This window comes from Pseudomonas sp. 7-41, assembly GCF_021233075.1.
GTDB lineage: Bacteria > Pseudomonadota > Gammaproteobacteria > Pseudomonadales > Pseudomonadaceae > Aquipseudomonas > Aquipseudomonas veronii.
The window spans coordinates 1,865,627-1,877,143 of sequence record NZ_CP089551.1; the positions used below are offsets into that span (position 1 = coordinate 1,865,627).

Here is an 11,517-nt window from a genome sequence, read left to right on the forward strand (position 1 = left end):
CGGGTCCTCTTACAACGTGCCGTCGGCGGCCATCTGCACGTAGCGGGGGTCGAACTGCAGCTTGAGGTTGGCCTTGTCGCCGCTGGTCACGCCATTGGCGAAGCTCATGCCCACGGCGCTGGTGTCCTTGGCCCCTTCACCCAACAGGCCGTGTTGGAAGGAGAACTCGGCGACCTTGCGCATGGTCGCTGGCAACTGCGTGCTGGTGGCGAAGGCCAGGGCTTCCTTGGGCGTGGCGAACAACTTGGTGGTGTCCAGTTGCGACTGGAACCCCTTGAGGTCGGTGCCCGAGGCCTTGGCCATGTGTTCCAGGGCTTCGCTGCTGGCGGCGCCTTTGGCGTTCATCAGGGCGACCACTTCGAACCAGGCGCCGGTGAGGGCTTTGCCCAGGGCCGGGTTGTCTTTGAGGGTCTGGGTGTTGACCACCATCATGTCCATGATTTCGCCGGGTACTTTGCTGGAGTCGAACACCTGGGTGACGCCGGGTTTGGCGTTGATCGCAGAGAGCATCGGGTTCCAGGTCGTCACCGCTTGCACCTGGTCGGTGTTGAAGGCAGCGGCGATGTCGGCGTCGGAGGTGTTGACCACTTTCAGGTCTTTTTCGGTGAGGTCGGCCGACTCCAGCGCGCGGGCCAGCAGGTAGTGCGACACCGACAGTTCCACCAGGTTGACGTTCATGCCCTTGAGGTCGGCGACGGTCTTGCCGCTGCCTTTGATCACCACGCCATCGTTGCCGTTGGAGAAGTCGCTGACCACCAGCGCGGTGCTGTCGACGCCACCGGCGGCGGGGATGGTCAGGGCGTCCATGTTGGTCATGGTGCAGCCGTCGAACTGGCCGGCGGTGTACTGGTTGATGGACTCGACGTAGTCATTGAGTTGCACCACGTCGATGGTGATGCCGTACTTCTTGGCCCACTTGTCGAGGATGCCTTGGCTGCCGGCATACTCCCACGGCATCCAGCCGGCATAGATCGTCCAGCACACGCTGAAGTGGTCTTTGACGGCGGCCTGGGTCTGGACGCTCAGCACAGCAGCAAAGGCGGCGGCGAGCAGGGCGGGTAAACGGATTGAGGGCATGGGGCTTCTCCAGTTGATCGAGGGCGAGCAGGAGCAACGCGGCACCGTGAACGGTGGCTTGTCTCCCGGGCTTTTATCCCGCCGTGTAACCTCAACTGGAGGTCGCCGACTCTCGGACCAGCCACTCGCGTTTCGCGAGCCGGAACCCTAGTCAGCCATTGCAAATTGTGGTGCCGCGAACCTGTGATGAATCCTGCACGCAAGAGGTTAAGCGAGAGTCATGCCAAGTAGGGCGCGGGCGTGTAGGTCGCGGGTTTGCGCGCAACGCCCGACGCTCGAGTGCGTGCGGCTGCGTTGCACTGGTGCGCCGTCGCACTGCAATGAGGCATTCGGTTCGTCTGAAACAGATGTTTCAGTCTGTGTCGAAATCGCACCAGTTTCGCTTTTTGATGTCAGATATTTCGTCATTCAGCAAAAGTTGAATGCCGCCCGCCAGCGTCGCTGGCGGTGCTCTTTCGCGGTCCAGGAGGCCGCCATGTATCGACGACTGCTTCTTATCGCTGTGCTCGGTCTGTCCCTTTCTGCGTGCGTGCCCTATTACGATGGGGGCCCAGGTTATTACCGTTCCGAGGTCTATACCGCGCCCGCGCCGGTGTATTACTACGGCGGCGGCCCGGCGTATCAATATCGGCGTGACTATTACCCGGCGCCGCGTTACTACGCGCCGGCGCCGCGTTATTACCAGCCGGCGCCCCGCATGGGTTACCGGCCTTATCCAAACCAGGGTTGGGGGGATCGCTGGGGCAATGGCGGGCACGGTCGCGGTGGCGATCGTGGCGCTGGTCGCGGCGGTCATCGTTGACCGCTCTTGAAGGCAAGCGGCGCAGGCAGCGCCGCTTTTTCGTAGCATTTAGCAGTACTGTCAGATTTAACAGCTATCGTTTGGGTTTCTAGTGTATTCAACTGGGAGCGGCCGTTGTGTCTCTTCGACCGCCCAGTGAGCGAAGGAACCCCCGATGATCAGACAATTGATGTGCGTTTTACTCCTCATGGTCGGCGGCGTTGCACACGTGCAAGCGAACCAAGGCTGCCCTTATCCCTCGGCAATCAAGTACGTTGATGGCTACTTCCAGGCGACGGTAGGAACACTCGTCTGGCAAAGCCCGAAGATCGGCTATCGGGAGTTTGTCGACCAATTCATTGGCGCCATTTTTACCCCGGGCAAGGCACAGGATCGGGAAAACGGCTATGTAGACAAGTGCAGCTACCTGACCGGTGACGGTCAGAGAGTGGACTTGCGGTACGGCAAATCGGCAGAGGTGGAGACGATGTCGCTGACCGGTACTTTGCATTGGCACCTTGCCAGCGACCCCTTCGGCCTGCCGGTGTATATCTGCCAGGACAGTCAGCCGGACAATTGCGCATTCACGGTTAAAAAGCCAAAAAACTGACTGTCAAAAGTAGGAAAAATCCGCGAGCGGATGGCGGCCTTCCCAGGCTTTGTTGAAATGCGCCTGCACCACGGCCTGCGGAATGGCATTGATATCCGGCCAATGCCAATGAGGCTGCTGGTCTTTGTCGATCAACCGCGCGCGGACCCCTTCGCTGAATTCCGGGTGGCGGCAGCAATTGAGGCTCAGGGTGTATTCCATCTGGAACACCTCGGCCAGCGACAGGTGGCGGGCGCGCTGGAGCTGTTCCCACACAAGGTGCGCGGTCAGCGGGCAGCCTTCGCTGAGGGTCTTGCCGGCGCGGCTGAGCAACGGGTCGGCGTGCTCGCGCAACGGGCTCAAGGCCCGCCAGGCACTGCGCACGTCACTGACATCCAGCCACTCATCGATCTGCGCCCGGCGTGGTAGCCATTGCGCTTCGGGTTGCTGGTCGATGGCTTCCTGGGCCAAGGCCTTGAGCAGGCTGTTGAGCTGCATCGCGGTCTGTTCCTGCCAGTTCAGTTGCAACAGGCCTTCGAGCAGTTCGTCTTGCTGGTCGTCGCGCATGAAGCGGTCGGCCAGGCCCAAATCGAGCGCGTCGCGGCCGTTGATGTGCGCCCCGGTCAGGCCAAGGAACAACCCCAGTTTGCCCGGCATGCGTGACAGGAACCAACTGGCGCCCACATCCGGGTACAGGCCGATACTGATCTCGGGCATGGCCAAGCGGCTGCTGGGGGTGACGATACGCACCGAGGCGCTTTGCAGCAGGCCCATGCCGCCGCCCAGCACATAGCCGTGACCCCAGCAGATCAAAGGTTTGGGGTAGGTGTGCAGGCGATAGTCGAGGCGATATTCCGCGGCAAAAAACTGCGCGGCCAGCTCCGGCACGACGCCGGGTTGTTCACGGCAGGCCATGGCCAGGCTGCGCACTTCGCCGCCGGCGCAAAATGCCTTGGGGCCCTTGCCGCGCAACAGCACGCAGACGATGTTCGGGTCTTTGGCCCAGGCGTCCAGGCGATCGCCCAGGGCCAGGATCATCGGCAGGGAGAGGGCGTTGAGGGCCTTTTCGGCGTCCAGGCTGGCGATGCCGATGCGCGCGCCGCCGCTGCCGGTCAGCTCTTCGAAGTGCAGGTTCATCGTGACCTCAATCGGGAAGGTGAAGGTTGAGTATGATCCCTTCATGGGAAAGTGCCGGTTGTGTGTCAGATCAATTGACAAGCGGGGTCGGCTTTCCTAGGGTTCGCCTCATTCTTTTTTACAAGACCAGTCAATCATGAGCGAAGGCGACCGTATCAAACTCGAACCCAGCTGGAAACACGCCCTGCGCGATGAGTTCGAGCAGCCCTACATGGCCCAGTTGCGTGAGTTCCTGCGCCAGGAACACGCGGCCGGCAAGGAGATCTACCCGCCTGGCCCGCTGATCTTCAACGCGCTCAACTCCACGCCGCTGGACAAGGTCAAGGTGGTGATCCTCGGCCAGGACCCCTACCACGGCCCCGGCCAGGCCCACGGTCTGTGTTTCTCGGTGCAACCGGGCGTGCCGGCGCCGCCGTCGCTGGTCAATATCTATAAAGAGCTCAAGCGCGACCTGAATATCGACATCCCCAACCACGGTTGCCTGCAAAGCTGGGCCGACCAGGGCGTATTGCTGCTCAACACCACCATGACCGTGGAACGCGCCAACGCCAACGCCCATGCGGGCAAGGGCTGGCAGTTTTTTACCGATCGGATCATCGAAGTCGTCAGCGAGCACCAGCCGCACCTGGTGTTCCTGCTGTGGGGCGCGCATGCACAGAGCAAGCAGAAGCTGATCGATGCGACCAAGCATCTGGTGCTGACGTCGGTCCACCCGTCGCCGTTGTCGGCATATCGCGGCTTTCTGGGCTGCGGGCATTTCAGCCGCACCAACAAGTTTCTTGAGCAGAATGGCGAGACGCCGATTGATTGGGTGTTGCCACCCGTCTGAGGGGCCGGCGCGTTGTGTTCCCGGGTTAGCGGGAGCACACCGTCTGTGGGGGGCAACGGTCTTGTGTCCGCCCTACCTGTTACTTTTGACAGTATCCAACCACCGCGTTTCCTAATTAACTGTTCTCCCGGCCTTATCGCTCTGCTGTTCAGCAGCACGCAGCCAGCGGCCAGTCACTGAACCCAGTGTTGAGGAGAGTGGAAATGCCTAATAACACACCATCGGACAAGCGCTTATCCAAAAGCGGCCTTCCTACTCCGAAAATGGCGGCTGAACCCGTGGTACCGCCACCTTTCGCGTTGCCTTTATTGAGTGATGAAACGGCGTACACCATTCCACGTTCGGCGCAGGCGGCGGACTTGCCGGTAGAAGTCCAGACGTTATGGGCCGGTGGGGATGGGCTGGATCCTGGCGAGGTGACCGTCATCAGATTTTATTGGGATGATGAATCGACGCCGTTCGCTACCGCGTCCCGTACCGCATTTTATGATGAGAGCGACCTGCCGGTGGTCGGGCTTGTGCCGCAGATAAAACTGAACTCACCCGGCCTGCATTTGCTGCGCTACACCGTGACGTTGGTGCCGGGCGATACGGCCGGCCCGTCCAGTCCGATTCTCATTAATATCGACAAGGAGGCGCCTAATCAGAATAACCGGAGGGCACCGTTGATTTTTCCATCAGAGATAGAAAGCGGCGGAGTGACGGATGCGTACCTGGTGTCTAACGGTGATCGCGTCGTGGCACGGGTTCCGCGCTGGCCGGACATTCGGCTTGAGGATGAAGTGACGGCCGACCTGGTGCGTTTGCCCCTGAGCAAGGCCAAAGGCAAGCGTCGGGTGCTTGCGGACGGGATCGCCCGTACCACGATCACTCAGGCCCACTTGGATGGCGCTCCCATTGAGCTGATCTTTACCGGTGACGTGCTGCGCAGTCATGTCAACGCTGAATACAATGCCCGTTATTTTTTGAGCGACAGGGGCGGCAACGAAGGCCCGCCTTCACGCACTTCAGTCCTGCTGATAGACCTGACACCCACGCCGGGCACCCTCAGGGCTGTCGACGTTCCCCAATTGGCGATCGACGGGCGGATCGATCTGGAGGATGCTCGGGACCCGGGGTTTCCAGGCGGTGTGTATATACACATCCTGGAAGTGGTCGGGGCCGCGCCCGGCGATGTTCTGCAGCCATTTTGGGACTTCATTGCTCTGCCCCCGATTACCGTCGGCGTAGGCCAGGTCTGGCCGATCGTGGTGCAGATCGACTATGGAACCCTGGCCAGTGGCGGCTTCGAGTTTATCGGCGGTACGATCAGGACGGATTACACCTGGCAGCGCGGGACCGGAACGCCGAGACGTTCACTTCCCAGGTTTGCGCCGGTCAATCTGACCGTCGCAGGGCCGGTAAGCCCGAACAACCCTGACCCGGTGAACCCGTTGCTGGAACGGGTCACTGTCAAAGGCCGAGACGGCGACAACCTGTTGACGATCAGCGACCGGGGCCAGCCGGCGCGGGTTATTGTGCGACTCTATGTCGGCCCTGTTGCGAACCAGTCGTTGGAATTGATGTGGGGCAACCCTCCCGTGCTTGCCGATACCTATACCGTGCGGCCTGAAGACAGGGCGGGGGACGAGATTGCGTTCTTCGTCCCATGGGATCTGATCGAGCAAACACCGGGCGGCATTGTCCCCACGTTCTATTGGACGTTTAACGGAATCAACAGACAGCGTTCGCCCCATACGGATGTGATGGTCAATATTGTACCGATCGATGGGTTGCGCGACCCTGAATTTCCCGATGTCAACTATGGGCCTGCGCCTGATGCAGGCTTTATCAACTGCGACATGCGGCCTTGGGACAGAGGCGTCCGAGTGAGAATTCCCGGCGACAGCAGCCGGTTGTCGGAGCAGGACACGGTTGTCTTGTCTTGGGCGAGCTACGCCAATACCAACGGCAATTCAGATGGCGTCATTCCAGAAACGATCGATACGTTCTCCCATACGCTGACGCAACAAGAGGCGGAGCAGGGCTATGACTTTTGGGTGCCGTTTGACCCCTATATCCTGCTGCCGGGACTTGTAAAGCCGCCTGAGGGGCAAACCAATCCGCGCTATGGCTCGGCGGTCATACAGTATCGGCTGATCAAAAGCGGCGGAGGGGGGATAGGGGATTCCCGTCGGGAACTGGTGTTCATTTCTCTGACTCGCCTCGGCACCCTGCCGCCCTGCATCAGTGATTGAACCTGGCATGTTGTACGTGCAATCGGGAGGGCATGAAGCCTTCCCGGTTTCATTTTCAGACGTTGGATTCCTGCCTTTTTGCGCTATTTCGCAATAAAAAAAGCCGCTTGGACGGTTGTCGTCGAAGGGGCCAGTGGCGGCCTTTCGCTCAATTTTTACATATATCAACCTGTCAAGTTTGACAGTTACGAAGGCTTTTCGAAAAGAGTTTACTGCGCTTGTCAGTGTGAGTTCGTTGAGTCGTTGTGAGTGGCACTGATCAACAGCAGTACACATTTGTCGGAAGTTCCTGAAGGTCCATTCGCGGTGGGCCCTCGGCTCCGTCTACCCAGGAGTTTGTAAAAATGGCAAACCCAGCACGTTTCAAAGATGTAAAGGCGTCTAAAGCGTCTTCGAATAAACCCAACACATGGCCCACCATCCTGACCCCGCCAGCGCCGGCTGATATTCATACGCTGCCGGATGTAGTAGGGGATGACCAACTCGCTGTAGTCAGCGCCGAGCAACAGAGGGACGGGCTGCCCGCGACGATACGGCTCTGGCCGAATGCTGCCGAGTTTCCGGGAGAGTTCGATATCTTGACGGTTTCGCTTGAAGGACAGGCAGTTCAACTTCAAGAGATCGAAGGTCCTATCACGGCTGACGTGGATATTGTGATCAAGTCGGGCCGTCTTAGAACCCATGGACCGAAAGATATTACCTACTCCGTTACGCTAAGCGGCTTACCCGCTGGCGAGTTTTCCTTGCCGCAGACCGTCTTTGTCGATGCGATCGACCCCAATGGCAATAACCGGCCGGGTGCCCTCACGCTGCCGGTTGATTTGCCATCGGAAGGGGTGACACCTGCGTATCTGGCGGCACATGGTGGCGTCACGCTGACCTTCCCCCGGCCAGTGGATTCAAGACCTGGGGATACTCTTGTGGTGTTTTTTGGCGAGACGGACGATACGGGCAAGATGATTAACGTTCCGCCCACAGGGCCGATTACCCTCACGTATAACACGCTTGAAATTCAGGGCTTCGGAGAGGGCGATTTTTTAATCAGCTATCAGATCTCCGACAGGGCAGGAAATGCCACACAAGTGTCGATACCCCGCACGCTCTCGGTTAGAACGAGCAATCCACCTGTGCTGCTGGCCCCGCTGGTTCCCAATGCAGGCGCTCTGATCGACAAGGAAGAGGCGCGTGATGGGGTGCTGGTGACTGTGCCCACCATCGACAACTTCCACCCCAACGACTGGGTACATATCTTTATGAACGGCATTGAGTTTGGTAGTCAGCGCCTTGGCGTCACGCCAGTATTTGCGTTGCCGTTTGTCGTTGGTTACTCCACCCTGCGCGCAGGTGGCGTGCTGTATACCGCCAGTTTCAAATATGAAGTTCGTCGTGGTCTGGATACATACCCCTCTCCGGAGACCGACGTCCCCGTCGACTTTGTGGAGCCCGGCACGCCGATCCCCGGGGAGGGGCCGGTGGATACAGCGCTGGCATTGCCTGTGGTGAGAGGCGATTCGGCGGTTGATAACTCGTTGATTGCGTCCGACCTGGACGGTACGATTCGTGCGACCTTTCCCATCTATGCGGGGCGTACAACGACTCCGGGCACTGAGTTCATCGATCTCTATTACGGGTTCATGGACGGGACGGCTGTCGGTACGTATGGAGTCACGGGTACGGAACCTGAAGGGACCATGATATCGATAACTATCGCGTCGGATATCATTGAAAGCTACGGGAACGGTGAAGTTCCTTGTTGGTATCGGGTACGCAATGCTAACAATTACAAAGAGTCCCGTAAGCAGAACGTGAATGTTAACGTCTTTTCGCTTGACGGGTTGGCGGACCCTGTCTTTACCAACCTGTTCACGCCGCCACCGCCTTCCACCGACGCGCCCTTCATTTCCTGTGAGCAAATACCTTGGGTCGGCGTGCCCATCAGGATTTTTGATCCGGTGACGCTCCAGGATGGTGACACCGTCGTTATTCACGCTGTGCGGTATCTCTATTCAGGTGTGACAAAGCCTCCAACGCCGGTGGCGGGCAGTGAGATAAACAGTCCTCCTATAGGGATTGGGCCGTCTGAAAGGATCAACGGTTTCACCTATAATTTTGCCTTGAATTCTTACTTCGACGGCGATACGGCAAGGCGGCGCGGTTGGCTGGAAGTCAGTTGGAGCATCATCCGCTCGGGGCCGCCGCCAGAGAGTGGAACGTCGGACCCTGTTGCGGTGAAGTGGGATATCCGCAGCAGCGCTTCAACAGGGACTTGTGCCCCCATCACCCTAAGAAACGGCTCGTTGGCCTAGGCCTTCATACGCACCTATTCGGGCCTCCAGGTAATCAAAAGTCCCCTCTCGTTGAGGGGATTTTTGTAGGTATTAGATAAGGAATATCCTACATATCCTTTCTTTTTGGATCTTTAGTCTCTGCGGCTCTTGAAAACGGAACCTGCTCGATACGGCTCCGGTTTCGAACTGGAACTTTTTTCTGAGAGTCGCAAAACATGATCCATACCTCTACTCACCCACGTTTTCGTTGTACGCGTTTGTCCACCGCGATCAAGCTCATTGCAGCCGCCCCTCTGTGCCTGTTGGGCGAGCAAGCCTTTGCCGTAAAAGTCATTGATGGGCAAACTGGCCCGGCTTATTTCGACGTCGTCCCTGGCTCGCACACCGACAATTATATTGTGCAACGCGAAGGCGTCTTGAATGTGAAGCCAGGTGGTGTCACGCGTGAGATTCTCGTGACCGGCGCCTCCACCCTCAACATGGATGGAGGCCGCGTTGACGGCTACTCCACTCTCGATGCAGCCATACTTCTGAATCGAAGCAACGCCACCATTGCCAACTCACAGATTACCAGCTACTCCAAGGGTGGCCTGGATATGTCCCGCAGCCTGTCGGAGGATATCGGCTCCGAAGCCGTAGTGAGCAACAGCCAGATCACGGGTGCCACCTACGGCGCTACGGTCACGGCGTTCAGCCATCTGCAGTTGCTCGACGGCTCCACGCTGACCGGCGGCAGCCAGGAAGGCCTGAAGTTGATGGGCGGCAAGGCCACCGTGGTGGGCAGTACCATTACCGGGGCGACTAATGGCGTCACGATGACCCGCGAGCATCGCACGGTAAACGAATCTCCCGTGTTGGTGCTGGAAGGTTCGCGTGTCGAAGGCGTGAGCGGCCCGGCCATTCTGGTGAATCAGACCATTACCGCCGAGATCGATGTAAACAACGGCTCCACGCTGATCGGCGGCAACGGCAACATGCTGGAGCTGACCGGCGGCGGCAATGCCAACATGCGTGTCAACAACAGCGCCCTGGCCGGCAACATCCAGGTAGGCACCGACAGCGCCCTCGACCTGAGCCTTGATGGCGCCATCATGAAGGGCGATGTGATCAACAATGGCGGTAGCGCCAGTGTCGGCCTGAACAACGGCTCGGTCCTCACCGGGCGCCTGGAGCACGTCGATAAACTGGCGATCAACAGCGACGCCACCTGGGTGATGGTCGACCATCAGCAGGTGGGTGACTTGTCCCTGAGCGGCGGCAACGTCAAGTTCGGCGAGACCGGTACGTTCTACCAGCTGGACGTGGCCAACCTGTCGGGCAACGGCACCTTCATCATGAGCGCGGATTTCGCCACCCTGAGCAGCGATTTCCTTAATGTGACCGGCACGTCGTCGGGCGACCACAAACTGCTGATCGCCAGCAGCGGTGCCGACCCGTTGAGCGATGACCGCCTGCATGTCGTACACACCGCCGACGGTGGCGCCCAGTTCAGCCTGATCGGCGATCGCGTGGATGTCGGGACCTATTCCTACAGCCTGATCAATGACAACGACGGCAAGGACTGGCTGCTCGACCCAGGCAGCAAGGTGATCAGCCCGAGCACCAACTCGGTGTTGGCATTGTTCAACGCAGCCCCCACTGTATTGCTGGGCGAAATGACCACCCTGCGCACCCGCATGGGTGAACTGCGCTTCAGCGAAGGTCAGTCGGCTGGGCTGTGGACCCGCGCCTATGGCAACAAGTATGAGGTGTCCAACGACAAGACCGGCTTGGGTTACAGCCAGTCGCAACGCGGCTTCGCGCTCGGTGCCGACGCGCCGGTATCGGGTGGTGACGGCCAGTGGCTGATCGGTGCAATGGTCGGTCACAGCACCTCGGACCTGGACCTGAACCGTGGCAGCAGTGCAACTATCGACAGCTACTATGTCGGCGGTTACGCCACCTGGCTGGATGTCGAGAGCGGGTTCTACTTTGACGGTGTGCTCAAGTTCAACCGCATGCACAACGAGTCCAATGTGGCCATGAGCGACGGCAAGAAAGGCAAGGGCAACTATGCGCAAAACGCAATGGGCGCGTCGGCGGAAGTCGGTCGCCACATCACGCTGGACGACGGTTTCTTCGTTGAACCATATGGCCAGTTGTCTGCGGTGATTACCCAGGGCCAGAGCTACACGCTGGACAATGGCCTGGACGCCAAGGGTGACCGCTCCAGTACGGTGATCGGTGAACTCGGTACTACCGTGGGGCGCAATATCCAGCTGGAAAGCGGCGGCGTCTTGCAGCCGTACTTGAAGGCGGCGGTGGCCCACGAGTTCGATCAGAGCAACAAAGTGTTCGTCAACGACAACTCGTTCAACAACGACTTGTCGGGTTCGCGCCTGAAGCTGGGTGCGGGTGTGGCGATGTCGGTATCGCAGAACCTGAAGTTGCATGCGGATCTGGAACACAGCACGGGCAAGAACATCAAGCAGCCGTATGGGGTTAATCTGGGCTTGCGCTACGATTTTTAACGGGCTGGATGTATAGCGCGGTAGCGGTATAAACCGTGCGGGTAATGAAAATGCCCCGTCTCGAAAGAG

Annotated in this window: 8 protein-coding genes and 1 riboswitch; of the genes, 6 read left to right on the top strand and 2 right to left on the bottom strand. The window is 59.1% G+C overall.

Annotated elements, in window-relative coordinates; genetic code table 11:
* Positions 1-9: 9 nt before the first annotated feature.
* Positions 10-1,077, bottom strand: coding sequence for a putative urea ABC transporter substrate-binding protein (locus tag LQ249_RS08405; protein ID WP_057004961.1), 1,068 nt, complete (start codon positions 1,075-1,077; stop codon positions 10-12).
* Positions 1,078-1,137: 60 nt separating this feature from the next.
* Positions 1,138-1,239, bottom strand: a riboswitch (guanidine-I (ykkC/yxkD leader).
* Positions 1,240-1,552: 313 nt separating this feature from the next.
* Here LQ249_RS08405 and LQ249_RS08410 point away from each other — a divergent pair.
* Both LQ249_RS08410 and LQ249_RS08415 read left to right on the top strand, forming a co-directional pair.
* Positions 1,553-1,879: a hypothetical protein gene (locus LQ249_RS08410; RefSeq protein ID WP_082643854.1), complete on the top strand. Its 327-nt coding sequence runs from the start codon at positions 1,553-1,555 to the stop codon at positions 1,877-1,879.
* A 154-nt stretch (positions 1,880-2,033) separates the two neighbouring features.
* Complete coding sequence (locus tag LQ249_RS08415) at positions 2,034-2,468, top strand: DUF3757 domain-containing protein (RefSeq protein ID WP_046384380.1); 435 nt, start codon at positions 2,034-2,036, stop codon at positions 2,466-2,468.
* Between the two features lie 3 nt (positions 2,469-2,471).
* Here the strand turns inward: LQ249_RS08415 and LQ249_RS08420 are convergent, their stop codons facing one another.
* Positions 2,472-3,584 carry an enoyl-CoA hydratase/isomerase family protein gene (locus tag LQ249_RS08420; protein WP_017844891.1) on the bottom strand — a complete coding sequence of 371 codons (1,113 nt, stop codon included), beginning with the start codon at positions 3,582-3,584 and terminating at the stop codon, positions 2,472-2,474.
* A 136-nt stretch (positions 3,585-3,720) separates the two neighbouring features.
* On the opposite strand from LQ249_RS08420, the gene ung reads away from it, so the two are divergent.
* The 4 genes from ung (at position 3,721) to LQ249_RS08440 (ending at position 11,448) form a co-directional block, all read left to right on the top strand.
* Positions 3,721-4,413 carry a uracil-DNA glycosylase gene (gene ung / locus LQ249_RS08425; protein ID WP_017844892.1) on the top strand — a complete coding sequence of 231 codons (693 nt, stop codon included), beginning with the start codon at positions 3,721-3,723 and terminating at the stop codon, positions 4,411-4,413.
* 203 nt (positions 4,414-4,616) lie between these two features.
* Positions 4,617-6,650, top strand: a complete 2,034-nt coding sequence (locus tag LQ249_RS08430) for a hypothetical protein (RefSeq protein WP_232566355.1) — start codon at positions 4,617-4,619, stop codon at positions 6,648-6,650.
* A 344-nt stretch (positions 6,651-6,994) separates the two neighbouring features.
* Complete coding sequence (locus LQ249_RS08435) at positions 6,995-8,956, top strand: hypothetical protein (RefSeq protein WP_057004964.1); 1,962 nt, start codon at positions 6,995-6,997, stop codon at positions 8,954-8,956.
* A 197-nt stretch (positions 8,957-9,153) separates the two neighbouring features.
* Positions 9,154-11,448 carry an autotransporter outer membrane beta-barrel domain-containing protein gene (locus LQ249_RS08440; RefSeq protein ID WP_057004965.1) on the top strand — a complete coding sequence of 765 codons (2,295 nt, stop codon included), beginning with the start codon at positions 9,154-9,156 and terminating at the stop codon, positions 11,446-11,448.
* Positions 11,449-11,517: the final 69 nt, after the last annotated feature.

What these genes read in the sequence shown, in the direction of transcription:
- LQ249_RS08405 (WP_057004961.1), bottom strand. Translation starts at nt 1,077, where the DNA reads ATGCCCTCAATCCGTTTACCCGCCCTGCTCGCCGCCGCCTTTGCTGCT.
- LQ249_RS08410 (WP_082643854.1), top strand. Translation starts at nt 1,553, where the DNA reads ATGTATCGACGACTGCTTCTTATCGCTGTGCTCGGTCTGTCCCTTTCT.
- LQ249_RS08415 (WP_046384380.1), top strand. Translation starts at nt 2,034, where the DNA reads ATGATCAGACAATTGATGTGCGTTTTACTCCTCATGGTCGGCGGCGTT.
- LQ249_RS08420 (WP_017844891.1), bottom strand. Translation starts at nt 3,584, where the DNA reads ATGAACCTGCACTTCGAAGAGCTGACCGGCAGCGGCGGCGCGCGCATC.
- ung (WP_017844892.1), top strand. Translation starts at nt 3,721, where the DNA reads ATGAGCGAAGGCGACCGTATCAAACTCGAACCCAGCTGGAAACACGCC.
- LQ249_RS08430 (WP_232566355.1), top strand. Translation starts at nt 4,617, where the DNA reads ATGCCTAATAACACACCATCGGACAAGCGCTTATCCAAAAGCGGCCTT.
- LQ249_RS08435 (WP_057004964.1), top strand. Translation starts at nt 6,995, where the DNA reads ATGGCAAACCCAGCACGTTTCAAAGATGTAAAGGCGTCTAAAGCGTCT.
- LQ249_RS08440 (WP_057004965.1), top strand. Translation starts at nt 9,154, where the DNA reads ATGATCCATACCTCTACTCACCCACGTTTTCGTTGTACGCGTTTGTCC.